At 58.8% G+C, this 23,811-nt stretch carries 22 protein-coding genes; all 22 read left to right on the top strand.

Features of this window, described 5'->3' with window-relative positions:
• The first annotated feature begins 33 nt into the window (after positions 1–33).
• The 22 genes from clpP to ispG all read left to right on the top strand — a co-directional run bounded on the left by clpP (position 34) and on the right by ispG (position 23,725).
• Positions 34–612, top strand: coding sequence for an ATP-dependent Clp endopeptidase proteolytic subunit ClpP (gene clpP, locus HMPREF7215_RS06145; protein ID WP_009164859.1), 579 nt, complete (start codon positions 34–36; stop codon positions 610–612).
• A gap of 82 nt (positions 613–694) precedes the next feature.
• Positions 695–1,993 carry an ATP-dependent Clp protease ATP-binding subunit ClpX gene (clpX, locus tag HMPREF7215_RS13190; RefSeq protein WP_009164858.1) on the top strand — a complete coding sequence of 433 codons (1,299 nt, stop codon included), beginning with the start codon at positions 695–697 and terminating at the stop codon, positions 1,991–1,993.
• 3 nt (positions 1,994–1,996) lie between these two features.
• Positions 1,997–4,315 (top strand): endopeptidase La, encoded by a 2,319-nt coding sequence (gene lon, locus HMPREF7215_RS13185; RefSeq protein WP_009164857.1) that lies wholly within the window; start codon positions 1,997–1,999, stop codon positions 4,313–4,315.
• Complete coding sequence (gene yihA, locus HMPREF7215_RS06130; protein ID WP_009164856.1) at positions 4,312–4,908, top strand: ribosome biogenesis GTP-binding protein YihA/YsxC; 597 nt, start codon at positions 4,312–4,314, stop codon at positions 4,906–4,908. Before lon ends, yihA begins: the two co-directional genes overlap by 4 nt.
• A 29-nt stretch (positions 4,909–4,937) precedes the next feature.
• Positions 4,938–7,643 carry a valine--tRNA ligase gene (locus tag HMPREF7215_RS06125; RefSeq protein WP_009164855.1) on the top strand — a complete coding sequence of 902 codons (2,706 nt, stop codon included), beginning with the start codon at positions 4,938–4,940 and terminating at the stop codon, positions 7,641–7,643.
• Positions 7,644–7,652: 9 nt separating this feature from the next.
• Complete coding sequence (locus tag HMPREF7215_RS06120; RefSeq protein WP_009164854.1) at positions 7,653–8,957, top strand: bifunctional folylpolyglutamate synthase/dihydrofolate synthase; 1,305 nt, start codon at positions 7,653–7,655, stop codon at positions 8,955–8,957.
• Positions 8,944–9,693, top strand: coding sequence for a purine nucleoside phosphorylase YfiH/LACC1 family protein (locus HMPREF7215_RS06115; protein ID WP_009164853.1), 750 nt, complete (start codon positions 8,944–8,946; stop codon positions 9,691–9,693). The genes HMPREF7215_RS06120 and HMPREF7215_RS06115 overlap by 14 nt, the downstream gene beginning before the upstream one ends.
• 44 nt (positions 9,694–9,737) lie before the next feature.
• Entirely contained in the window at positions 9,738–10,685 is a 948-nt protein-coding gene (locus tag HMPREF7215_RS06110) for a Gfo/Idh/MocA family protein (RefSeq protein WP_040550694.1), read from the top strand.
• 236 nt (positions 10,686–10,921) lie between these two features.
• Positions 10,922–11,152: a hypothetical protein gene (locus HMPREF7215_RS06105; RefSeq protein WP_009164851.1), complete on the top strand. Its 231-nt coding sequence runs from the start codon at positions 10,922–10,924 to the stop codon at positions 11,150–11,152.
• A gap of 309 nt (positions 11,153–11,461) precedes the next feature.
• A complete protein-coding gene (locus HMPREF7215_RS06100; RefSeq protein WP_009164850.1) occupies positions 11,462–13,021 on the top strand; it encodes an acyl-CoA carboxylase subunit beta in 1,560 nt (519 codons plus the stop codon).
• Between the two features lie 15 nt (positions 13,022–13,036).
• Complete coding sequence (locus tag HMPREF7215_RS06095; protein ID WP_009164849.1) at positions 13,037–13,453, top strand: OadG family transporter subunit; 417 nt, start codon at positions 13,037–13,039, stop codon at positions 13,451–13,453.
• A gap of 77 nt (positions 13,454–13,530) precedes the next feature.
• On the top strand, positions 13,531–13,941 hold the full coding sequence (locus HMPREF7215_RS06090) for a biotin/lipoyl-containing protein (protein WP_232205533.1): 411 nt from the start codon (positions 13,531–13,533) through the stop codon (positions 13,939–13,941).
• A gap of 140 nt (positions 13,942–14,081) precedes the next feature.
• Positions 14,082–15,179 (top strand): uracil phosphoribosyltransferase, encoded by a 1,098-nt coding sequence (gene upp / locus HMPREF7215_RS06085; protein ID WP_009164847.1) that lies wholly within the window; start codon positions 14,082–14,084, stop codon positions 15,177–15,179.
• Entirely contained in the window at positions 15,179–16,045 is an 867-nt protein-coding gene (locus tag HMPREF7215_RS06080; RefSeq protein ID WP_009164846.1) for a glycosyltransferase family 4 protein, read from the top strand. Before upp ends, HMPREF7215_RS06080 begins: the two co-directional genes overlap by 1 nt.
• 110 nt (positions 16,046–16,155) lie before the next feature.
• Positions 16,156–17,448, top strand: coding sequence for a UDP-N-acetylglucosamine 1-carboxyvinyltransferase (gene murA / locus HMPREF7215_RS06075; protein WP_009164845.1), 1,293 nt, complete (start codon positions 16,156–16,158; stop codon positions 17,446–17,448).
• A 32-nt stretch (positions 17,449–17,480) separates the two neighbouring features.
• Positions 17,481–18,326 (top strand): Asp23/Gls24 family envelope stress response protein, encoded by an 846-nt coding sequence (locus HMPREF7215_RS06070; RefSeq protein ID WP_009164844.1) that lies wholly within the window; start codon positions 17,481–17,483, stop codon positions 18,324–18,326.
• On the top strand, positions 18,319–18,936 hold the full coding sequence (locus HMPREF7215_RS06065) for a uracil-DNA glycosylase (RefSeq protein ID WP_009164843.1): 618 nt from the start codon (positions 18,319–18,321) through the stop codon (positions 18,934–18,936). The genes HMPREF7215_RS06070 and HMPREF7215_RS06065 overlap by 8 nt, the downstream gene beginning before the upstream one ends.
• Positions 18,937–18,939: 3 nt before the next feature.
• Positions 18,940–19,641, top strand: coding sequence for a polyprenyl diphosphate synthase (gene uppS / locus HMPREF7215_RS06060; RefSeq protein WP_009164842.1), 702 nt, complete (start codon positions 18,940–18,942; stop codon positions 19,639–19,641).
• Entirely contained in the window at positions 19,619–20,446 is an 828-nt protein-coding gene (locus HMPREF7215_RS06055) for a phosphatidate cytidylyltransferase (RefSeq protein WP_009164841.1), read from the top strand. Before uppS ends, HMPREF7215_RS06055 begins: the two co-directional genes overlap by 23 nt.
• A 10-nt stretch (positions 20,447–20,456) precedes the next feature.
• Complete coding sequence (locus tag HMPREF7215_RS06050; RefSeq protein ID WP_009164840.1) at positions 20,457–21,632, top strand: 1-deoxy-D-xylulose-5-phosphate reductoisomerase; 1,176 nt, start codon at positions 20,457–20,459, stop codon at positions 21,630–21,632.
• Positions 21,633–22,667 carry a M50 family metallopeptidase gene (locus tag HMPREF7215_RS06045; RefSeq protein WP_009164839.1) on the top strand — a complete coding sequence of 345 codons (1,035 nt, stop codon included), beginning with the start codon at positions 21,633–21,635 and terminating at the stop codon, positions 22,665–22,667.
• Positions 22,668–22,681: 14 nt separating this feature from the next.
• On the top strand, positions 22,682–23,725 hold the full coding sequence (gene ispG / locus HMPREF7215_RS06040; protein WP_009164838.1) for a (E)-4-hydroxy-3-methylbut-2-enyl-diphosphate synthase: 1,044 nt from the start codon (positions 22,682–22,684) through the stop codon (positions 23,723–23,725).
• Positions 23,726–23,811 lie beyond the last annotated feature (86 nt).

The following is a 23,811-nucleotide window of genomic DNA, read 5'->3' as shown; positions in this document are numbered from 1 at the left end:
GAAAGAGAAGCAGAAAGGAGCCTCAATTTCAACATGTATATTCCTTTTGTAATTGAACAGACCGGCCGCGGAGAGCGCTCTTACGACATTTATTCGCGGCTGCTGAAGGACCGCATCGTTTTTCTTGGCGACGAGATCAACGACGACGTAGCCAACGCGGTGGTGGCTCAGCTGTTGTTTCTGGAAAGCGAAAGCCCGGAGCGCGACATCAGCATCTATATCAATTCCCCCGGAGGTTCGGTTTCGGCGGGGCTGGCGATTTACGATACCATGCAGTTCGTGAAATGCGACGTGTCCACCATTGTCGTCGGTATGGCAGCCAGCATGGCCGCGGTGCTGCTTTCGGCGGGCTCTGCCGGCAAGCGCATCGCTCTTCCGAATTCCCGCATCATGATCCATCAGCCTCTCGGCGGCGCGCAGGGACAAGCCAGCGACATTGAAATCCAGGCCCGCGAAATCATCAAAACCAAGGAAACGCTGAACAATATTCTTGTGAAACATACGGGACAAAGCATGAGAAAAGTCAAGGGCGACACTGATCGCGATTTTTACATGACGGCGCAGGAAGCTCTTGCCTATGGAATTGTGGACAAAGTGATCGACAAGCGATAGAACGGAATGACTGTGAAATTCCCGCTCCTCTCTCTCTTGTTATTTATGATGAAACAGGCTGATGTCGGAAGGGATGGCTGCCATGGCACGCATCGATGAGAAAAATCGCAAGAATCCGCGCTGTTCATTCTGTGGCAGAAGCGCTGAAGACGGGATCACTCTGATTTCCGGTCCGGAAGGAATCAACATTTGCAGCGAATGCATAAAAATCTGCAATTCCTATCTGAGAAATACGGCGGACCTTGACGAGGCTTTTAACGATGCCGGGCAGCACGATGACAAGATGATGACGGCGCTGAAAAATCCCCCGCGCCCGAAAGAGATCAAAGAATATCTTGATGAGTATGTGATCGGTCAGGATTACGCCAAAAAGGCGATTTCCGTCGCCGTTTACAATCACTACAAACGGATCGTCACCGGTTTCAGCGGCGGCGAAGTGGAACTGCAAAAGAGCAATCTGCTCCTGCTGGGGCCGACGGGAAGCGGCAAGACGCTCCTGGCCCAGAGTTTGGCGAAAAAACTCAACGTCCCCTTTGCAATTTCGGACGCCACGACGTTGACGGAAGCCGGATATGTGGGCGAAGACGTCGAGAACGTGCTGGTAAGGCTCGTCCAGGCGGCTGATTATGACGTAGCCGCCGCTGAACGCGGCATCGTTTACATCGACGAAATCGACAAGATCGCCCGCAAATCGGAATCTACGTCCATCACCCGCGACGTTTCCGGCGAAGGGGTACAGCAGGCGCTTTTGAAGATCCTCGAAGGGACGGTCTCCAATATCCCTCCCAAAGGAGGGCGCAAACATCCTCAGCAGGAATTCATTCAGGTCAACACAGCCAATATTCTCTTCATTTGCGGCGGCGCTTTCGACGGGCTTGAAAATATTGTCGGCCGCCGCGTCAACAAGAAAGTCATCGGCTTCGACAGCGACATTCGCAACGGTACCGCCGCCGATCGCTACGACCTGCTGCGGCAGGTGGAACCCGAAGACCTCGTTTCTTTTGGCTTTATCCCCGAACTGGTCGGGCGTCTGCCGTTGCTCGTACCTCTTCAAAGTCTTGACGCGGACGCGCTGGTGCGCGTTTTGACCGAACCGAAAAATTCCCTGGTGAGGCAATACCAGAAAAATTTCGAAATGGAGAACGTCGAACTGGACTATCAGCCGGAGGCCATCCGCGCGATCGCCGAAAAGGCGGCCAGTAAAGGGACGGGCGCTCGCGGACTGCGCGCGATCATGGAAAATCTGATGCTTAATCTGATGTACGAAGTCCCCTCGTCCAACACCAAAGGGCAGATCAAGAAAATCGTTATCACTCCGGAATATGTAGCGGGAACGGGGCAGCCCGAATACATTGAAGACATGAAAGCGGAGGAGTCTTAACGAATGTTGTACGTGCTGCCTGCCCGTGACACCGTCATTTTCCCCGGAGTTCTTGTGCCGATTTTCGTCGGACGTTCTTCGACCTTGAAGGCCATAGAAATTGCGGCCACTGCGGAGAAACGTTACATCTTTGTGGCAGCTCAAAAGAATCCCGAAGAAGAAAATCCGGGCCCCGCGGATGTATACGATGTCGGCACCGTGTGCGAGATGCTGCAGATGATCCGCATGCCCGACGGTACGATGAAGCTGCTGCTCGAAGGCAAAGAGCGCAAACGCTGCCGCGCCTATGTGCTGCAGGACTCCATGCTGACGGCTGATCTTGTCTCTGTGCCGAGCGGCTACGTGGATAACGACCGTTTGGAAGCCCTGCGCCAGGAAGTGCTCCGTGAGTTTGAGAGCTACGTGACCTACCATCCCCGTCTGCCGGCGGAGCTGATTCAGCCGGTCAGCGCCATCAAGGATCCCGGGCTGGCGGCCGACATGATCGCGGCGCACATGACTCTTGACGTCCAGCGCAAGCAGTCGTTGCTTGAATGCTTTCGAGTGGACAGCCGCCTCGAGCTGCTTCTGAAATATTTGATTTCGGAGACGGAAATGCTGAAGCTGGGGCGAGAAATCCATACCAAAGTTCAAAAGGAGATCGACCAGAATCAGCGGGAGTATTTCCTGCGCGAACAGCTGAAAGCCATTCAGGAAGAGCTGAAGATCGACGATTCTCCGGAAGCCCAGGACCTGCGCGACCGGGCGGCGAAGAGCGAACTGCCCGACTCCGTTCGTTCGAAGGTCGAGAGCGAGCTGAAACGCATGGCGAAAACGCCGTCCATGTCGCCGGAGTCGACCGTCATTCGAAACTATGTGGAATGGCTGCTTGACGTGCCATGGCTGAGAAAATCGGAAGAGCAGCTTGACATCGGCGCGGCGAAAAAAGTCCTCGACGCCAATCATTACGGCCTGAAACGCGTTAAAGACCGTCTCCTTGAATATCTGGCCGTACGGAAATTGGCCGGCAAGTCCTCGCGGGCGCAGATTTTGTGCCTGGTCGGACCGCCCGGCGTCGGCAAGACGTCGTTGGGAAAGTCGGTTGCCCAGGCGTTGGGGCGCCGTTTCGTCAGTTTTTCTCTGGGCGGAATGCGCGACGAGGCCGAGATTCGCGGACATCGTCGCACCTACATCGGCGCTTTGCCCGGACGCATCGTGCAGAAATTGAAAGAAGCCGGCTGCAACAATCCCGTCATGCTGCTTGACGAAGTGGACAAGATCGGTTCGGACTTTCGCGGCGATCCTGCCAGCGCTCTGCTTGAAGTTCTCGATCCGGAACAGAATTCCCATTTTACCGACCACTATCTTGAAGTGCCCGTCGATTTGAGCGACGTCCTTTTCATCACGACGGCCAACGTCTCCCATACGATTCCGGCGCCGCTGCTGGATCGTATGGACGTGATCGAGCTTTCCAGTTATCTGCCCGAAGAAAAGTATCACATCGCCAAAGGCCATCTGCTGCCTCGCATCTACAGGGAAAGCGGCCTGACGAAGAAAGACGCTGTCCTTTCGTCGGCGGCGCTGAAAGCCGTCATTGCCGATTATTCTCACGAATCCGGCGTGCGCGAGCTCGACCGTCGCCTGTCCACGCTGTTCCGCAAGATCGCCCGCTCGGCTTTGGAACGGGAAGAACGGGGCGAAGCTTCGCGAAAAGTCAGCATTGGAGTCAAAGATCTGGCGGGGTATCTGGGCGCGCCTCACCGCCCGGACGTGAGAATTCCCAAAGAGCCGCAGACGGGGCTTTCCGTCGGACTGGCCTGGACGGCTGCCGGCGGCGACGTCCTGATCATCGAAGCCGTGAAGATGCCCGGCAAGGGAGAACTGCAGCTGACCGGCAATCTTGGCAAGGTCATGCAGGAATCGGCGATGACCGCGCTGGGATTCCTCAAGTCTCATTGGCGTAAGCTGACGAAACAGGCCGAGCCGAAATGGGGGGCGACGGGGCTGCATCTTCACGTCCCCGAAGGCGCCATCCCAAAGGACGGCCCGTCCGCCGGCATCACCATGGCGATCGCTCTTTTCTCCGCGTTGAGCGGCGCAAAATATCGTCCCGGCTACGCCATGACCGGGGAAATTTCCTTGCGCGGCGACGTGCTGCCGATCGGCGGACTGCGCGAAAAAACACTGGCGGCCAAACGCTACGGCATTTATAATCTGTTCGTACCGGAAGCGAACCGGGCCGACGCGGAAGACATGGAACCCTGGATCAAACAGGACGTTCATTATGTTTTCGTCTCTCAGGCGGCGCAAGTCTTCGAAAAGGTGCTGGAGGGCGGACGATGATCACCTGGAAGGCGTTGTTGCGCTGTACCGCCTATAGAATCCAGCAGTTTCCCGCAGGGAGCCTGCCTGAAGTCGCCCTGGCGGGGCGTTCCAACGTCGGCAAATCTTCGCTGCTGAACAAACTGGCCGGACAAAAACTGGCTCGCGTCAGTTCGGAGCCGGGAATGACCCGCAGCGTCAATTTCTTCGACGTTCAGGCGCCTCATCCCTTTACGCTCGTCGATCTGCCGGGATTTGGCTACGCGTCCCGCAGCAAGGACGAACGCAAAGGCTGGGCTTCGCTGGTCGAGGGCTATATCGAACGCCGGGGAACTCTGGCCCTGGTGGTTCATCTGGTGGATATCAGGCACGGCCTGCTGGATAAGGACCGTGAACTTCAGGAATGGCTCAAGGCTTTGGACGTGCCGATGCAGGTCGTTTTCACCAAAGCCGACAAGATTGCAAAAACGAAACGTAAGAGCGTGATCATGAAGTATGTCGAAACGGGCCTTTATTCGTGGAATCTGCCTTTGGCCTGTTCAGTCGACGAGCCCGCGACGATTGAAGCTCTGAAAGCGCAGATCGATCTGTATCTGACCACTGCGCTGAAATAAGTTCAACTTTGACTAGGGAGGAAAAATAAATGGCCTCGCGCAATACAGAGCTGTCGAAAACATACGACCCCGCGCCTCTTGAGGAAAAATGGTATCAGTGGTGGCTGGATCAAAATCTTTTTGACGCAAAGATCGATCCAGAAAAGAAAGCTTTCTCGATCGTGCTGCCGCCGCCGAACGTTACCGGAGCGCTGCACATGGGGCACGCCTACGACCATACGTTTCAAGATATTCTGGCGCGTTACAAGAGAGCGCGCGGATACAGCGTGCTCTGGCTGCCCGGGACGGATCACGCCGGCATTGCCACACAGAACGTGGTGGAGCGTCGTCTCGCCAAAGAGGGCACGTCGCGGCGCGCTTTGGGGCGCGAGGCCTTTGTGAAAAGGACTTGGGAATGGAAAGAGGAATATCGCGACCGCATCGTCAATCAGATGAAAAGCCTGGGCGATTCCTGCGACTGGAAGCGCGAGCGCTTCACGATGGACGAAGGGCTTTCCAAAGCCGTTCGTACGGTGTTTTGCCGCCTCTATGAAAAAGGTTTGATCTACAAAGGGAAATACATTGTCAACTGGTGCCCGCGCTGCCATACGGCGCTCTCCGACATCGAGGTGGAGCATTCCGAAGAGATGGGGCACATGTACTATGTCCGTTATTATTTCAAGGACAGCGACGAGTACATCATGATCGCCACGACGCGTCCGGAAACGATCATCGCCGACGTAGCGGTGGCGGTGCATCCCGGCGACGAAGCGCACGCCTATGCGGTTGGCCGCGAGGTGATCGTGCCGATGACGGGCGGACGGCGTGTCGACGGCAAGATGACCGGCGGACGGGCGATTCCCGTCATCGCCGATCGCATGGTCGATCCCGCTTTCGGGACCGGCTTCGTGAAAATCACGCCGGCGCACGATCCCAACGACTTTCAGGTCGGGCGTACGCATGATCTCGAACCGATTCAGGTGATCGACGAGGACGGCCATATGATCAACATGACCGAAGCCGCCAAAGAAATGGAAGGCATGTCCGTGGCCGAGGCGCGCGTCAAAAGCGTAGAGATCATGCAGAACGAGGGCGCGCTCGAAAAAATCGAAGAACTGCCGCATCAGGTCGGCCATTGCTATCGTTGCGGCACGACCGTGGAGCCTTACCTGTCAGAACAGTGGTTCGTCAAGGTGGCTCCGCTGGCCGAACGCGGCGTCGCGGAATCGAAGGCCGGCCACATGCACTGGATCCCTTCGCAGTGGGACAAAACGTATTATCAGTGGATGGATGGCGTGCGCGACTGGTGCATTTCCCGTCAGCTGTGGTGGGGACATCGCATTCCCGCCTGGACCTGCGAGGACTGCGGTCATATCGTAGTTGCCGAACACGATCCCGACTGCTGCCCCAAGTGCGGTTCTCGAAAACTGAAACAGGATGAGGACGTTCTGGACACCTGGTTCAGCAGCGCGCTGTGGCCGTTTTCGACAATGGGCTGGCCTGAAGATACCGAGGAACTGAGATATTTCTATCCCACGTCGGTCATGGTCACGGGATTCGACATTATTTTCTTCTGGGTGTCGCGAATGATCATGATGGGGCTGGAGTTTATGGATGAGGTGCCCTTCCGTGACATTTTCATCCATGCTCTGGTGCGCGACGAAAAGGGACGCAAGATGAGCAAGTCTTTGGGCAACGGCATCGACCCCATCGACATGATCAATCTGTACGGCGCCGACGCCCTGCGCTTTACGGTCGCGGCTCTGACGGTACAGGGGCGCGACATCCTGCTCGGCCCTGCGAAGATCGAAAGTTATAAGCGCTTTATCAACAAGATCTGGAACGCCAGCCGTTTTGCGCTGATGAATCTCGGCGACGAGGATCATGAAGGACAGCCCGATCCCAAGCGCATGCGCCTTCATGACCGGTGGATCCTCGAACGACTGCGCCGTCTTGACGACGTCGTGACGAAGGATATCGACGGATACTTCATCGGCGAAGCCGCCCGCGAGCTTTACGAGTTTATGTGGGGCGATTTCTGCGATTGGTACATCGAGCTTTCCAAGCCGGCTCTGTACGGCGACGAAGGCCCCGAGCGCCAGAAAACGACGAAGCGCGTGCTGCTGTGCGTTTTCAGAGATGTGCTGCGTCTGCTGCATCCTTTCACGCCCTTTGTGACCGAGGAACTGTGGCACGCATTCGCTTTCGGCGAAAAGCCGATGGAGCTCGAAGCCTGGCCCGAGGCCGCCGCTTACGCGGAGGATCGGGCGTCGGTCGCGGAGATGGACGAGCTTCAGGAATTTATCCGCTCCATCCGCAACCTGCGCGCCGAAGCGGGACTGCCGCCCAGCCAGAACATGCGGCGCGTTGTGCTGCGCGGTCCCGGCAAAGACTTTGAGCCGGTGCTCGAAGCCAATCTCGACCTGATCAAACTCTCCGCCAAGGTCGACGCCGTCGAAGTCGTCGCTGCCGACGCGCCCAAACCGCATTTGGCGCTGAGCTCCATCGTCAGGGCCGGGCAGGTGTTCCTGCCGGTAGGCGATCTGCTCGATCCGAAAGCGGAGGTCGAGCGCCTGCAAAAGGAACTGAAGCAGGTCGAGGCCAATCTGGCCCGCAGTGAGAAGAAACTCTCGAGCGAAAGCTTTGTGGCCAAAGCTCCGGAGGACGTCGTCGAGACGGAACGCCAGCGCGCCGACGAGTCGAAGAGCCGCCGCGTTCGCATTCTCGAAAACATTGCCAGCTTGTCCGAGGAATAAGCGATTAAAATGGATCGTTTCGAGTGCTGGGATGCTGTCGAAAAGCGCCTGAACTCCCTGACAAGCCCCGAGTCGCTTTCGGGGCTTGTTTTTGTAGAGAAAGTTTTTGAGGAACTTGGAGATCCGTCGAGATTTCCTGCCATTCATATCGCCGGAACGAACGGCAAAGGCTCCACGGCCGCCTGCCTCGATTCCATGCTGCGCGCCGCAGGATACAAAACGGCCCTGTACACGAGCCCGCATCTGACGTGTTTGGGCGAGCGGCTCCTGATCGACGGGCAGATGTTGGGCGGCGAGAAATGGCTGGACGCTCTGGAGCGGATCAGCGTGGTTTTGAAAAAGCTGCCGGAGGTCCGTCTGGGATATTTTCAGGCGCTGACGGCGGCCGCTTTCTGGCTGATCGAGCGGGAGAAGGTCGATGCCGCGGTGATCGAAACGGGGCTGGGCGGACGGCTCGACGCCACGAACATGCTGCGCCGGCCTCTGCTGAGCGTTATCACGCCGCTGGGGATGGATCACATGCATTTGCTCGGCAACAGTCTGAGCGAGATCGCCGCGGAGAAGTTCGGCATCGTCAAGCCGGGCGGAAGAGCCCTGTACTGCGGCGGCGAGGCGGCGCTGAACGAACAGTTCCGCCGCCGTTGTGCGGAAGTGAGCGCGGTCGGCGAGATCTTTTCCGAGCACTGTCGGATTGCCGGCGTTCAAACCTCTTTGGACGGGAATCGCTTTATCTATGCGAGCCCGCGGGGGACGCGGCGCTGCTTCGTCCGACTCGCGGGGCTGCATCAGCCCGAAAACGCCTCGCTGGCGCTGCGTGCCCTGGAAATAATCTCCGATAAACTGCCGTGTGACGCCGCGGCGATGGAAAAGGGACTGGCGGAAGTTTCCTGGCCGGGACGTATGGAAGTCATGCACCGTAATCCTGACGTGATTCTGGACGGCGCCCACAATCCCCATGGCACGGCCGCATTGATCCGGTCGCTGAAAGCGCTTTACGGCGACCGGCCGCTCAGCTTTGTCTACACGTCAATGGCCGATAAGGATTACGCCGCCTCGCTGGCACTGTATGCCCGGGCGTTTCCGCAGGCGCGGCTGTTCTGCGTGGAGCTTGAAGGTGCGCCGCGTTGCGAGAACGCCGAGATTCTGGCGCGGACGGCGGCCGCTTTCCCGTGGAAACGCGAACCGCTGGCGGTGAAAGATCCGCGGACGGCTCTGAAAAACGCCATGGCGCTGGGCAATCCCGTGATTCTTTGCGGAAGTCTGTACTTCATCGGCACGGTCAGGAGGCGGATAAAGGACGATGGATGGCTGTAAATCTTTTACGATCGCGTCGCATCACGGTTTTTACGATTATCCGCTGCCCCCGCAGGCGCCCTTTCATGTGCGGATCTCTTTGAAAGGCGTCAGCGCGCAGGAAGAGATCGAACGCCTGGCGGCGCGTGCTCCGTTCGTCTTGCTCAGCCAGGTCCACGGCGCGCGCGTGATTTCCGCAGATCGGGCGCTCCTTTATCCTGAGAAAGATCAGGCCGACGGTCTGCTGATCGCGCCTGGAGACGCGACCTGCGGCCTGCGCTATGGTGACTGCGCGCCGGTCGTGATTCTCTCGCTTGGGGAAGCTCCCTGGATTCTGGCGCTGCATTCCGGTTTCAAGGGGACTTTGAAAAATATCTGCGCTTCGGGAATGGCGCTGGCCCGCGAAAGATTTGGCAGCGCCGCTCCGCAGGACCTTTATGCGTGGGTGGGGCCGTGTATTTCTGGAACGTGTTACAGTCGCCGCCGGGAAGATCCTTCCACCGCGGAGGCCCTGAAAGTTTTTGTCGCGCGGGCCGTCCGCGTGGCGGGCGATTACGCGTTGATCGACCTGAAAAGACAGATCGCCGAGCAGTTGCGGGAACAGCGCGTTCCTGACGAACATATCTTCCTCGAATCCCAGTGCACGTGCTGCCAGACCGAACTGTTCTACTCCCACAGGCGTTCCACCCGGGAAAGCGACCCGCGAATGCTTCTTACGATACAGACTGAAAGGCCACAAAAGTCGGAGTGTACGTGATAAGATAAAGAGAGCGGTGTAACATATAAAACGGGGTGAATCATGTGGGGAGTATCAGAGTTGGCGTCATCGGGGTAGGGCATCTTGGCCGTATCCACGCGCGCATATACAAAGAACTGATGGGAGCAAAGCTGGTCGGCGTCGTTGACAGCTCTCTTTCAGCCGCAGAGGAGATTGGCGCGCAGTATGGCGTGCCGGCCTATACCGACGTGGAACGTTTCGTCAGCGAACAGAGACCCGAAGCGATCAGCGTTGTCGTCCCGACCGTTGCTCATTTTGACGTGGCCGGCCGTCTGGCCCGGCAGGGAATCCACCTGTTGATCGAGAAACCGGTAACGAGCACCGTGGAGCAGGCTTCGGCGCTTTTGGATATCGCCCGGGACAACGGCATCGTTCTCCAGGTGGGGCACGTGGAGCGGTTCAACAGCGCGATTCGTTATCTTGACGGCGAGATCAAAAACGATCCGCTCTGCATTCAGTCGCGTCGCCAGGGCCCCTTTTCGTCACGGATCGGCGATGTGGGGGTCGTGCTCGATCTGATGATTCACGACATCGATATCGTGCTTTCGCTCGTGAAGTCCGAAATTGCGGCGATCAACGCGATGGGACGCAAGATTCGCACGAATCACGAGGACCTTGCCGTCGCTCAGATCGCTTTCAGGTCGGGGGCGATCGCGGACATTCAGGTAAGCCGGGTGGCGGAACGCCGTCTGCGCCAGATGGATGTCATGTGCCGCGACAAGTACTATTCCGTGAACTTTGAAACTCAGGACGTAATGGTTCATCACGCGCCGCAGACGTCGGCCGCCGGGAGTTTGATCGAGGTGATCGAACACCCTCTGCTGCCGAAAGGGGAGCCGCTCAAACAGGAACTTCAACATTTTATGACCTGCGTGCGCGAGGGGCGCCAGCCTCTGGTCGGAATTTCGGATGGCAAGCGGGCGCTTCAGGTGGCGGTGGACATATTGAAACAGATTCATTTTCAGGATTGATATCGGTTTCGTTAAAAAGGCTTCGTGCCTTTTCATGGCGCCGGCGGCGCGGCGACAACAAAAAAGACAGGCGGAAAGATAAATTTTCTGCCTGTCTTTTTTGTTGTCGGCGCGATCATTGACACTGAGTTTCAATGGTGCTGTTTCATTGAAATTCAGTATCAGCGTCAATTCCTTGCCATGGGAATATTGGATTGTGATATTATCGTCGTATCTTCGCGCCCAGGAGGGACAACGTGGAAAAAAAGATCATCATGGGACTTCCGGCCCTGAATTTTCAGGCCTTGTTGGGCCTTGTTTTCTTTGCGGCGACTTTTTTCCTTGTAAAGCTGATCCGCGGCATTCAGACGGGCCGTTACCCCGGGAGCGGCACAATGCTGCTTTACCTTCGCTCGGTCTTGTGGTTCTGTCTCGTCGGCGGACTGCTGATGTTTTTCGGAGCGCTCCTTGGCTTTCGATATGTTTAAAATTCTGTCGGACGCGCTTCTCTCGTTTTTTTAAGAATTCAGCAAGAAGAATAAGAGCTTTTTTCGTTATTCTCTGTTATTATTTGTAGGCGGTTTCGCTTTCCTCCGCAGTCCCCGTGCGCGCGGTAAAACGAGAGGCGATTCGTGATTGACTTTGCCCGAATTACTGATAGAGTATGGTTATTGTTTTTTCGGTGAAGCCAAAGGGCGAAGTCCATTCTTGTCAAGCGCCTCGCGGATTGACGTCTGATGAGCGTTTAAAGATAAACGGCGTTAACGGCAGTTCATATTTTTCAAGGAGGTACCAGTATGGCGGTAAAAACCATCGATGAGCTTTGCAATGTACTTCTCGACAAGCGCGCCAAGGCGGCGGCCGGCGGCGGCGAGAAGGCCGTTGCCAAGCACAAGGCCAAGGGCAGTCTCACGGCTCGTGAGAGAATCGATCTCCTCATGGATGAAGGATCGTTTGTCGAGCTTGACGAATTTGTGGAACATCGCTGCACGAATTTCGGCATGGAGAACAAAAAATATTTAGGCGACGGCGTCGTTACCGGCTACGGCACGGTCGGCGGGCGCATCGTTTACGTTTTCAGCCAGGACTTTACGGTCCTCGGCGGTTCTCTGGGACAGATGCATGCCGCCAAGATCTGCAAAGTCATGGACCTTGCCCTTCGCAACGGCTGTCCGATCGTCGGCATCAACGACAGCGGCGGAGCCCGCATTCAGGAAGCCGTTGACGCTTTGGACGGCTACGGTGGAATCTTTTACCGCAATACCATTTCCAGCGGCATCATCCCGCAGATGTCGGTCATCGTCGGTCCGACGGCCGGCGGCGCGGTGTACAGTCCCGCTCTGACGGACTACATCTTTATGGTTGACAAGATCAGCATCATGCATATCACGGGCCCCGCCGTCATCAAGACGGTGACCGGCGAAGAGATTTCCAGCGAGGAGTTGGGCGGCGCCAAAACTCATAACAGCCGGTCTGGCAACGCGCATTTCTTTGCGGCTTCGGAGCAGGAATGTTTCCAGCAGGTTCGTGACGTGCTGAGCTACTTGCCCAGCAACAACATGGGCGACGCGCCCCGCGTGGCGACGAGCGACCCTGTCTCCCGCGCGGAGATGGCCCTGCGCACCATGGTGCCCACCGACTCCAACAAGGGATACGATGTGCACAGCGTGATCAAGGCGGTGGTTGATGACGGCAAGTTCGTCGAGGTTCAGGCGATGTGGGCCAAGAACATTGTGATCGGCTATGCCAGCTTCGACGGTTTGCCGGTTGGCATTGTCGCCAATCAGGCCAGCGTGATGGCGGGATGTCTCGATATCGACTGCTCCGACAAGGCGAGCCGTTTTATCCGTCACTGCGACGCCTTTAACCTTCCGATCGTGACGTTCGTCGACGTCCCCGGCTACCTGCCCGGCAAGGCGCAGGAGTGGGGCGGCATCATCCGCCACGGCGCCAAGATGCTGTACGCTTACAGCGAGGCGACCGTGCCCCTGATCACGGTGGTAATGCGCAAAGCTTACGGCGGCGCTTACATCGGTATGTGCTCCAAGGCGCTGGGGGCCGATTCTGTCCTTGCCTGGCCGCAGTCGCAGATCGCCGTCATGGGAGCGGCCGGTGCGGCCAATATCATCTTCCGCAAGGAGATCGAAGCGGCCAAGGATCCTCAGGCTGAGCGCGCCGAGCTCATCAGCGAGTACGAAGACGCCTTCGCGACGCCGTATCAGGCGGCCAGCCGCGGCTACGTCGACAAGGTCATCCTCCCCGAAGAAACTCGCTACGAAGTCATCCAGGCGTTGAAGGCTCATCGCACAAAACGTCAGGCCCTGCCCCGCAAGAAGCACGGCGTCATGCCCAACTAGTGAGGAGGAAGAGCGATGCCCGCTACCGGAGCAGTAAAAACATTAGCAGCGTCCTTTGAAGGAATGGGCGGTGCTACGGCTCTTTCCCTGATCGCCTTCAGCGTCGTTTTCCTTGTTTTGGCGGGACTGACGTTGGTTATCTTTGCCATGCGCGTCGTTTCCAAGGTCGCCGGCAATGGAAAAGCCCCGGCGGCTGTTTCCGCGCCTGCGCAAGTCGCTGCAGGCTCTGTTCCCGCTCGCGCCGGAGCGGCCTCGGACGACGAACTCGTGGCCGTTATCGCGGCGGCGATCGCGGCGCAGACGGGGACCACGATGTCCATCAGGTCGATCGTTCCGGCCGGGGTGCATTTGATCGGCCGCGACGAAACGGCATGGATCGCCTGCGGACGCATCGAAGCGCTCCAGGGAGCTCTCTGTGACCGCTGGAATTAAGTGACTGACGGTTCAGGTCAGTGCGCCTGAAATCCGAAAAATATCATCTCATCGAAAAACAACTGAGGAGGATACTCATAATGTCGATGTATAAGATTACCGTGAATGGCAAGTCCTATGACGTAAACGTTGAGCCTCTTGCTGGCGCCGCTGCTGTCGCGGCGCCTCAGGCAGCGCCCGTTGCGGCGGCGCCCGTTGCCGCTCCTGTTCCGGCTCCTGCGCCCCAGGCTGCCCCCGCTCCGGTGGCGGCGCCGGCCGCTGCCGCTCCGGCGGGCAGCACGGAAGTGACGGCGCCTATGCCCGGCAAAGTCCTGCGCGTTCTTGCCAAGGTGGGCGACACCGTGTCGGCCAATGACAACCTTCTGATCCTCGAGGCCATGAAGATGGAAAACGAAATCCCCGCCGGCCGCGACGGCAAGGTGCTTGAGATTCGTGTGAGCGAAGGCTCGGCCGTGAACAGCGGCGACGTTCTCGTCGTTATTGGCTGAAAACTGCCGGTTCCGAAAGCGAGGCATTCACTTTTCGTGGATGACCTCGCTTTTTTTATGCAAGTGTGGCAAAATAGCGTTGTTCTGTATAAATGCTTGAAGGTCGGCGAGTCAACTTCTTTTGAGGGGGAAATTTTATCGTGAAAATTCTTATTGGTTCCGATCACGCGGGATATGATCTGAAGCAGAAAATCTTGGCCCATCTGACCGGCCGCGATGGTTGGGAAGTCCAGGATTTCGGCACCGACACGGCGGAGGTTTCCTGCGACTATACCGATATCGCTCTGCAGGTGGGGCGCAGCGTGGCTCACGGCGACGCCGACCGCGGCATTCTGGTCTGCGGTACGGGACTGGGCATGGAGATCGCCGCCAACAAAGTCTCGGGAGTTTACGCGGCGGATTGCTGGAATAAAGAGGTGGCGGCCCTGAGTCGTCGTCACAACAACGCCAACGTTCTGACCCTGGGGGCGCGCGTCATCGATGAGCCGACGGCGATGGAAATCGTCGATACCTGGCTGGCGACCGAATTCGACGGCGGACGCCATGTGCGCCGCACGCAGAAGATCTGCGCCTACGAACGCAGCACAAATCGGGCCTTTATGAACGAGGCCGGCCAGGTGGTGGTTTTCGACCATCCGCTCGTGCAGCATAAGTTGAGCATTATCCGCGACAAGAACACCCCGGTGAAAACGTTCCGCGAGACGGTGGCGGAGATCGCTTCGCTGATGGTCTACGAGATCACCCGCGATCTGCCCCTGAAGATGATCGACGTGGAAACTCCGATTACGCGCACCAAAGCCTATGCGCTGGCGGGCAAGAAACTGGCGATCGTGCCGATCCTGCGCGCCGGGCTGGGCATGATGGAGGGCGTGCTGAATCTGATCCCCAACGCGAAGGTCGGGCATATCGGCCTTTACCGCAATCCGGAGACGCTTCAGCCGGTGGAGTATTACTGCAAGCTCCCGGGCGATATCGAGGAGCGCGACATTTTCCTGCTCGATCCGATGCTGGCGACCGGCGGCTCCTCGGCGGAAGCCATCAGCCTGATCAAAAAGCGCGGCGGCAAAAAAATCTCTCTGGTCTGTCTGATCGCCGCGCCCGAGGGCGTTTCGGTCGTGCACGAGCGGCATCCCGACGTGAACATCTTCGTCGCGTCTCTTGACAGTCATCTGAACGAGCACGGTTATATCGTTCCCGGCCTTGGCGACGCAGGAGACCGTATTTTCGGAACTCGTTGATGAAGCCTTTCTGGCTTTTTCTGATCTTTCTGTTGTGGGGCGGCGGGATGACCCCCATCGCCATCATGCTGGCGGAGCGTTACGGCATGATGGATTATCCGGATCAGCGCAAGATCCATCGTGCCCCGGTGCCGCGCGGCGCCGGGCTTGTTTTGTGGAGCGGCTTGCTGATGTGGGCGTTGCTTTTTGCCCGGGTCTCGTTCGAACTGAGGATCATCGTGACCGGCGCGACGATCGTTTTTTTTGCCGGCTACCTGGACGACATGCTTTCTTTGTCCCCGTTCGGACGGCTGGTCGTGCATTTCTTTGCCGCCGCCGTGTCGTTGCTCATGGTGGGACAACAGGATGCGCTGCATATGGGCGTCCTGTTGTTCTGGGTCGCCGGCGTGACGAACGCTTACAACTTTATCGACGGCATCAACGGCTTGGCTCTTTCCATGGCGTTCCTCAGTCTGAGTTTTATCGGCTGGATGAGCGCTTCGACCGAGGTCGTGCCGGTTATCGCCATGATCGCGGGGGTCTTTTTCTGGAATTTTCCCAGGGCGAGGACTTTCTTGGGGGACGGCGGCGTCTACCTGCTGGGCTACTTTACCGCGGCCGTGGCGATGCTTTGGCTGCTGCCGATGGATCTCGGCATTTACAAGCTCTGCGCGGTGCTGCTTTTCGTCGGCGGCGTGCCCGTGATCGACACTCTGGCGGCGATCGTGCGTCGCGTTGCCGCGGGAAAATCGCCTTTTTATCCTGACCGGAGTCATATTCATCATCGTCTGCTGGATAAAGGTCTGTCGCCGTTCGGGGTGCTGATGGCCCTGAGCTTCCTGCAGATCGTCAGTTTGTCCTGCGCCTATCTGCTTCTGCGCCTATAGGGGGAAAGCCGTCGTCCTTGATTGAGGATGACGGCTTTCTTGTAGTTGTTGTATAATGTAAAAGTATTTGTATCTTGGTTATCATAAAACGTGCCTTAGGAGTGGGAGTTATGAGTAATGCTCAGTTTTTGAAGATTTCCGGCGGAGCGGCTCTCAAGGGGAAAGTTCGTACTCAGGGATCCAAGAACGCCGCGCTGCCGGTGATGGCGGCGGCTCTTCTGCTCGGCGACGGTGAAAAACTGACATGCACCAATGTGCCGCTTCTGCGCGATACTGAGACGCTGGTCGCCCTTTTGCGCGCGCTGGGAATGGACGTACAGTTCGAGGATGGCGCGGCCACGGTGACCCGTCGGGGCGATCTGCTCTGCGAAATGCCCGCGTCGCTGGTACAAAAGATGCGCGCTTCTTCGATCCTTTTGGGACCGCTGCTTGCCCAGACGGGGAGAGCGGTTATGCCTTTGCCGGGAGGCTGTGCGATCGGCGCCCGGCCGATCGATCTGCATCTCAAGGGGCTGGCGAAAATGGGCGCTTCGATCGAACTCAGCCACGGGGCCGTCTATGCCAGCGCCAGGAAACTGCGCGGCTGTAGAATATATCTGGATTTCCCTTCGGTGGGCGCGACGGAGAACCTTGTCATGGCGGCAGCGCTGGCGGACGGCGAGACGACGATCGAGAACGCCGCCCGCGAGCCGGAGATCACGAATCTGGTTCAGGCGCTTCAGGCGATGGGCGCCGAGGTCTGTTATAAAAAGGACAATGCCGGCGTGATCCAGGTCAACGGACGAGCCGGGTTGTTTTCCGGCCGCGTCCAGATCATCCCCGACCGCATCGCTTCGTGCACGTACCTCCTGGCCGGCGTGATCACGAACGGCGAAGTGACCGTGACCGACGTGCAGCCGCAGCATTTCGATTCGCTTCTGGCCAAACTGGAAGAAGCCGACGTGTCTTATGAATGTCAGGAAAACAGCGTCACCGTTTATCCCTCGCGCGGCAGGCTCAAGAAGCTGTCCGTCAAGACCATGCCCTATCCCGGTTTTCCCACCGACGTGCAGCCGCAGCTGATGGCCGCGTTGTGCCTTGCCAAAGGCACGAGCGTGATCAAGGAAAGCATCTTCGAATCCCGTTTCCAGCACGTGGCGGAACTTCGCAAAATGGGCGCGGCGATCGAGATCCAGGGCAACACGGCGGTCATCAACGGCGTGCCCGCTCTGTACGGCGCCAGCGTGCAGGGAACCGATCTTCGCGCCGGCGCCGCCTTGGTGCTGGCCGGGCTGGCGGCCGAGGGCGAGACCCGCGTTTACGGTCTTCACCATATCCTGAGAGGATACGAAAATTTCGATCGCGCCCTTCAGGGACTGGGCGCCAAAGTTTCTGTCGCGGAAGAAGACGAAAGCTCGCTTTAGAGCGTTTATCCTTCCAGGAGGGGGGAGCGATCGTGAAGACGAAGACGGTTTCTGACCTCCTTCCGGGGAAATATGAAGTTTTGGCCTTCTACGGGCCGGCGGGAACGGGAAAAAGCATGCGCTCGCAGATGGTCGCGTCGAAACGCAGCGTCGACATCATCATCGACGACGGACTGCTGATTTCCCGCGGGCGGATTCTGGCCGGAAAAAGCGCCAAAACGGAACCCAACATGGTGCGGGCCATTCGGCGCGCCATGTTCCATTTTCCGGAACACCGCGATGAGGTGCGGCGCTGCCTGGCGCGCCACCCGGGAAGTCGCATTATGATTCTCGCCACATCGCAGGGCATGAGCGACGAGATCTGCGAGGTGCTGGGACTGCCGCTGCCTTCGGAATACGTGCGCATCGATCAAGTCGCCTCCGGCGACGAGATCGAAAAGGCGCTTTACGAGCGGAAACAGAACAAGCGTCACGTCATTCCCGTCGCTCAGACGCAGATCCAGAAAAACTATACGGGACGGCTGGTGGGCCGTCTGAAAAATCTTTTCTCGAGTCGGGACGAGGCGGAAAAGACCATTGTGCGTCCCCCGTTCAGCTACTACGGGGCGCTCAAGATCGAATCCGCCGTCGTCGAACAGATCGCCGAGCACGTGGCCCGCGGCACCGTACAGGTGGTCTCCGTCAAGGAGCCGAAAGTGAAAGAAGAAAACGACCGTCTGGTAATTTCTCTTTCCCTGGCGGTGAAAACCGGCGCTCTCAACTTCAAGGAGCTGACCGCTCAGGCGGCGCTGCGCGTCCGGGTTGCCGTCGAACAACTGACGGGAATGGAAATTGCGAGAGTCGACGTAACCATAGCAGAGGTAACCTTCAATGACTGAAATGATCTCTCAAGCGCAGCGCTCCCCGCAAGAGCGCACGGCGCTTTACCAATTGTTGCGGGACGCGGCGAACAGATGCGAACAGTGCGGGCTCTGCCGCTCCAGAAAGAACGTCGTGGTCGGCGAAGGCAGCCTGACCTCGCGCATCATGTTCGTCGGCGAAGGTCCCGGCGAGGTGGAAGACAATTCGGGACGTCCCTTCGTCGGGCCGGCCGGGCAGTTGCTGACCCGCATCCTCGAGGCGGCCAAATTCAGCCGCGACGACGTGTACATCACCAACATCGTCAAGTGCCGTCCGCCCAACAACCGCGTTCCCGAAATCGAAGAGGTCTTGAGCTGCCAGCGCTGGCTGGAAGCTCAGATCGCCCTGCTTCAGCCGCAAATCATCGTCTGTCTGGGGAACACGCCTCTGAAGTGGTTTCTGCACGGCACGGAGGGGATCACCAAAATGCGCGGGCGCTGGTTCACGTGGCGCGGCGCGGCGCTGATGCCGATGTTCCATCCCAGCTACCTTCTGCGGAACCAGAGCCGTGAGCGCGGCGGCCCCAAGGATTTGACGTGGCGCGATATTCAAGAGATACGTCAGCGCTATGAAAGCCTGAGAGGATAAAGCATGGAAAGTTGCGCGAACTTACCGAAACACGTCGCCCTGATCATGGACGGCAACGGCCGCTGGGCCAACAAACGTGGCCTGCCCCGCCTGTTGGGGCACCGCGCCGGGATCGCCGCTTTGGAGCGGACGGTGCGGGCGGCCGGCGAGATGGGCATTGGCTTCCTGTCGGTTTACGCTTTTTCAACGGAAAATTGGAATCGACCTCAGCTCGAAGTGATGGGCTTGATGGCGCTGCTTCGGTATTACGCGCGCCGAAAGGTTCCCGAACTCGTGAAAAACGGCGTCAGGGTCCGTTTTTGCGGGGCGCGCCGTGGCGTTCCCGATGAAGTTTTGCGGATCATCGACTGGAGCGAGACGGAGACGGCTCGATGCGGCCGCATGACGCTGGTCGTCTGTTTCAATTACGGCGGACGGCAGGAGATCCTGGACGCCATTGCCGACGCTCAGTCCAACGGCGAAACGATCTCCAGCGAAGAAGACCTGAGAAAACATCTTTATCTTCCCGACGTTCCCGATCCGGATCTGATCATCCGCACCAGCGGGGAGCTCCGCATCAGCAATTTCTGGCTGTGGCAGGGCTCGTACAGCGAATATTATTTTACGGACACGCTCTGGCCCGATTTCGGCGCCGCGGAACTGAAAAAGGCATTGCAGTCCTATGCCGGAAGGGAACGCCGCTATGGACGAGTCGAAGAGTTTTGAGCATACGCTGGCCGTTCGCGCCGCTACCGGCACGGCCTTGGTCGCGGTGATGCTGGGATTGCTTTATCTCGGCGGCTGGTGGTGGCATGTCTATGCCGCGTTTGTGGCTTTGGGGTCTCTCTGGGAGTTTTACCGCATGTCGCCCAGCCTGCCGAAAGCGGACCGCTTCGTCGGCCTGGTGGCCGCGGTAGTGGTGCTTTTTTCTTCCGAACAAGTGTCGCAGACCGGTTTGATGGCGATTTTCGGCTTGTGCTGTTTCGCCGTCTATTTTATGGAACTGGCGCGTCGCCAGCTGACTGCCGGCAGTCATTCCATCGCCAGCGTCGGCCCTGTGATCACGGGCTTGGTGTACGCGGTCATCCCGTGGTACTGTATGATTCGTTTTCGGGCTCTGCCCGATCCCGTTGGTTGGGCGACGGTCCTCTCCATCTTTCTCTGCACCTGGTCGTGCGACGTCATGGCCTATCTCGTCGGCTCGCGCTGGGGAACGGTGCGCGTCTGTCCTCATATCAGCCCTCACAAGAGTCTCGAAGGGTTTATTGGCGGCTTTGTCGCCAGCACGCTTTGCGGCGCGCTCTGTGCACTGTTTTTCAAGTTCAGCCCGATGGCGTTTATCCTGGTCGGCGCAGCCTGCGGCAGCGCCGGTCAGCTGGGCGATCTGGTGGAATCTCTGATCAAGCGCGAGAACGACGTCAAGGACAGCGGGCATATTTTCCCCGGTCATGGCGGATTCCTCGACCGCTTCGACAGCGTTCTCGTCAACACGCTGTGCGCGTGGATGATCTGGTGGGCTTTCCTGCTCTAAGAGTTGAAGAATGTCGAAAAACACGAAAAAAAAGGTGGCCGTGATCGGCTGCACCGGCAGCGTGGGCTCTTCGGCGCTTGACGTGTGCCGTTCCTATCCCGAGTTCTTTCAGGTGACGGCGCTGGCCGCGGAGACGGGAAGAGAAGCGCTGCCGTCGCTTTGTCGGGAGTTTGCGCCGCGGATTGTCGTGTTGCAAAAGACGCGCTATGATTTGCCCAAGGATGTGGCGCTCTGGAAAGGCGAGGAAGCGCTGCTTCGTCTGGTCGAGTCCGACGAAGTGGAACATATCGTTTTCGCCTCGTCCGGCGTCGCCGCGGTAAAGGCGCTGGCGCGCGCGATGGAACTGGGCAAGGAAATCAGCCTGGCCAACAAGGAATCGGCGCTGATCATGGGCGAGCGCCTGACCGCCGCCGTGCGCGGCGGTCAGATCCGTCCGCTCGACAGCGAGCACAACGCGCTCTGGCAGTGTCTTGCCGGCGAAAATTACGATCATGTGGAACGGTTGGTTCTGACGGCTTCGGGCGGCCCTTTCCTGCGCACGCCGCTGGAACAGCTCGACGCGGTTACGCCCGAGCAGGCGGCGTCGCATCCCGTCTGGCCCATGGGGCGAAAGATCAGCGTCGACAGCGCCACGATGATCAACAAGGGCATCGAGCTTCTCGAGGCACACGATCTTTTCGGGATCCCGGGAGAAAAAATCCTGCCCGTGATCCATCCCGGTTCGAAGGTCCACGCGCTGGTTTCTTTCGTCGACGGGGCAACGAAAATGCTCCTCAGTTCTCCCGATATGCGTCTCGCGGCGCTGACGGCCCTCTCGTGGCCGGTGCGTCTGCCGCAGCGGATGAAGAAGATCGAGCCGGTCGAACTGGACGGCCTGGATCTTCATTTCGAAAGGCCGCAGAAAGAGCGTTTCCCCGGGCTTTATACGGCGATCGAGGCGGCCGGCCGGGGCGAGCCCTATCCCGTCGTTCTGATCGCCGCCGACGAAGCGGCCGTGCGGATGTTTCTCGAAAGGAAGATCGGCTTCGCCGACATCGCAAAAATTGTGTCCGCCGTCGTGGACGGCTATAGCGGCGGGCCCGCGGAAGACATTTCCTCGCGCGTCGCGCTTTACGAACGCTGCCGGGGCCACGCCCTCGAATTGGCGAATGAAAGGTCCTGGGGCAGGAAGAAGGTTTGGAGTTAAATGATTTTGAGCGTCATATCGTTCCTTTTCATCATCCTGATCTGCGTGATCGTGCACGAGTTCGGCCATTACCTGACCGCGCTCTGGTGCGGCGTCAAGGTGCACGAATTTTCCTTCGGCATGGGGCCCGTGCTGTGGCAGCGCCAGGGACGCAAAAATAAGTGGTCGGTGCGCGCGTTCCCCGTGGGCGGTTTTGTCCGTCTGGCCGGCATGGGCGAGGAAAACGAGGGCGAATCGCTCCTTCCCGGGGAGAGCTTTCAGGAAAAGCCCGCCTGGAAGCGCCTGATCGTTTTGGCGGCCGGCGCCTTCAACAATATCCTGCTGGTCGTGGTGCTGGCGACGGTGCTGCTGATGTCGCGCGGCGTGATGGACCTTTCCGTCAGCGAAGTCGGCGCGCTGATGCCCGGCTTCCCGGCGGCGGAGGCGGGGCTGCGGCGCGGTGACGTGATCGAGCGGGTCGGCGGCGTCGGCGTCCGCGATTGGGAAGAGATGACCCGCGCGATCCGCTCCCAGGCCGCCGCTCGGGAGAAACTCGAGCTGACGGTCCGGCGAGGTTCCCGGCAGCTGACGCTGACGATGGGAACCAAAGCTGAAAAGGCGGGCGAGCCGCCGCTGATCGGCATTCAGCCCGCGATCAGGAAGCTGCCGCTGAACCGGGCCCTGCGCGGCTCGCTTGCGTGGACCTTCCGTATGTCTCTGGCGATGCTCCAGGGGCTGAAAGAAATGCTCGTTCACCCGGCGAGAGTCGACGTCTCCGGGCCCGTGGGCATTGCCGCCATGGCCGGGCAGGCCGCCAGCGCCGGTTTTTTCTCGCTGCTGTCGTTCCTCGCGGTGATCAGTCTCAACTTGGGGATCATCAACTTGCTGCCGTTTCCCGCCCTCGACGGGGGGCACATCCTCTTCGTGCTGGTCGAAATGATCACGGGCAGAAACATGTCCCTCGAACTGGAAGGGAAAATCCATTTCATCGGTTTCATGATCCTGTTCGCTCTGATCGTCATCGTGACCTGGCAGGATGTTTTGAAACTCTTTTAGCGCGGAGGCCGCTCATGAAAAGAACCGTGCGGATTGGTCCCCTGACTCTGGGGGCCGGCGCGCCGATTCGAGTCGAATCGATGCTGAAAACGCGCCTCGACGACACGGAAAGTTGTTTGAAACAGCTTGCCGAACTTCAATCCGAAGGCTGCGAACTGGTGCGCGTCGCGTTTCCCAAGCCGGAACTGAAAGACCGACTGCGCGCCCTGAACGCTTCTTCGCCGCTGCCGCTGATGGCGGACATCCACTTCGATCCGGCGCTCGCCGTCGCGGCCATGGAGGCCGGCTGCCCTTCCATCCGCATCAATCCCGGCAACATGGGCAGCCCCGAGCGCCTGGCGGCCGTCGTCGACATGGCGCGGGAGCGCCGGGTCGTCATCCGTATCGGCGCCAACAGCGGCTCGGTCAATGACGCGCAGCTTCGGCGCGCCGGCGGCGATCGCGGCGCCGCTTTGGCGCTGGCGGTCGGGGAGCAGATGGAAATGCTGCTGTCGCTGAGATTTTACGACATCATCGTTTCCGCCAAATCGACCGATCTGGAAGAATCCCTGCGGGCCAACGTCCTTCTCCAGCGCCGCTACGGCGATTTCCCGTTCCATGTGGGGATCACCGAATCGGGCAGCGGATTGGACGGTATCGTCAAAAGCGCCTGCGGCCTGTCGCGGCTTTTGGCGCTGGGCATCGGCGACACGGTGCGCGTCAGCTTGTCGCAGCCGCCCGCGGACGAAGTGCGGACGGCCTACAGCATCCTGCGGGCGCTGGATCTGCGCCAGCGCGGCGGACGGCTGATCTCGTGCCCGACCTGCGGCCGCCGTCAGCTGGAAGTGGCCGCCGTCGTTCCTCAGCTCGCCCCGATATTGGAAAAACTGCCCGACGGCTATACGCTGGCCGTGATGGGCTGCGAAGTGAACGGCCCGCGCGAGGCCCGCCACGCGCAGCTCGGCGTCGCCGGTTCGCCTTCGGGCATGGTTATTTTCAAAGACGGAAAAATCGTCGAGCGCGTCGAAAGCGGCCGCGTGATCGAGGCGTTGCGGCGCCATCTGCCGAAGAAATCTTAAATAAAAAGCCGCCACGTTTTTTGATATGTCCCCTCCTTACTGGTTGTCCAGTTAAAGAGGGGACATATCATTTTCTCGTGGCGGCC

The organism is Pyramidobacter piscolens W5455 (assembly GCF_000177335.1).
In the GTDB taxonomy this organism is placed as follows: Bacteria; Synergistota; Synergistia; order Synergistales; family Dethiosulfovibrionaceae; genus Pyramidobacter; species Pyramidobacter piscolens.
The sequence above is the reverse complement of the archived record's forward strand: the minus strand, read 5'-3'. Positions and strand labels throughout refer to the sequence as shown.

What these genes read in the sequence shown, in the direction of transcription:
- HMPREF7215_RS06100 (WP_009164850.1), top strand. Translation starts at nt 11,462, where the DNA reads ATGGCGGTAAAAACCATCGATGAGCTTTGCAATGTACTTCTCGACAAG.
- clpP (WP_009164859.1), top strand. Translation starts at nt 34, where the DNA reads ATGTATATTCCTTTTGTAATTGAACAGACCGGCCGCGGAGAGCGCTCT.
- clpX (WP_009164858.1), top strand. Translation starts at nt 695, where the DNA reads ATGGCACGCATCGATGAGAAAAATCGCAAGAATCCGCGCTGTTCATTC.
- yihA (WP_009164856.1), top strand. Translation starts at nt 4,312, where the DNA reads ATGATCACCTGGAAGGCGTTGTTGCGCTGTACCGCCTATAGAATCCAG.
- HMPREF7215_RS06125 (WP_009164855.1), top strand. Translation starts at nt 4,938, where the DNA reads ATGGCCTCGCGCAATACAGAGCTGTCGAAAACATACGACCCCGCGCCT.
- HMPREF7215_RS06080 (WP_009164846.1), top strand. Translation starts at nt 15,179, where the DNA reads ATGAAGCCTTTCTGGCTTTTTCTGATCTTTCTGTTGTGGGGCGGCGGG.
- ispG (WP_009164838.1), top strand. Translation starts at nt 22,682, where the DNA reads ATGAAAAGAACCGTGCGGATTGGTCCCCTGACTCTGGGGGCCGGCGCG.
- HMPREF7215_RS06120 (WP_009164854.1), top strand. Translation starts at nt 7,653, where the DNA reads ATGGATCGTTTCGAGTGCTGGGATGCTGTCGAAAAGCGCCTGAACTCC.
- HMPREF7215_RS06050 (WP_009164840.1), top strand. Translation starts at nt 20,457, where the DNA reads ATGTCGAAAAACACGAAAAAAAAGGTGGCCGTGATCGGCTGCACCGGC.
- lon (WP_009164857.1), top strand. Translation starts at nt 1,997, where the DNA reads ATGTTGTACGTGCTGCCTGCCCGTGACACCGTCATTTTCCCCGGAGTT.
- uppS (WP_009164842.1), top strand. Translation starts at nt 18,940, where the DNA reads ATGGAAAGTTGCGCGAACTTACCGAAACACGTCGCCCTGATCATGGAC.
- HMPREF7215_RS06055 (WP_009164841.1), top strand. Translation starts at nt 19,619, where the DNA reads ATGGACGAGTCGAAGAGTTTTGAGCATACGCTGGCCGTTCGCGCCGCT.
- murA (WP_009164845.1), top strand. Translation starts at nt 16,156, where the DNA reads ATGAGTAATGCTCAGTTTTTGAAGATTTCCGGCGGAGCGGCTCTCAAG.
- HMPREF7215_RS06115 (WP_009164853.1), top strand. Translation starts at nt 8,944, where the DNA reads ATGGATGGCTGTAAATCTTTTACGATCGCGTCGCATCACGGTTTTTAC.
- HMPREF7215_RS06065 (WP_009164843.1), top strand. Translation starts at nt 18,319, where the DNA reads ATGACTGAAATGATCTCTCAAGCGCAGCGCTCCCCGCAAGAGCGCACG.
- HMPREF7215_RS06045 (WP_009164839.1), top strand. Translation starts at nt 21,633, where the DNA reads ATGATTTTGAGCGTCATATCGTTCCTTTTCATCATCCTGATCTGCGTG.
- HMPREF7215_RS06095 (WP_009164849.1), top strand. Translation starts at nt 13,037, where the DNA reads ATGCCCGCTACCGGAGCAGTAAAAACATTAGCAGCGTCCTTTGAAGGA.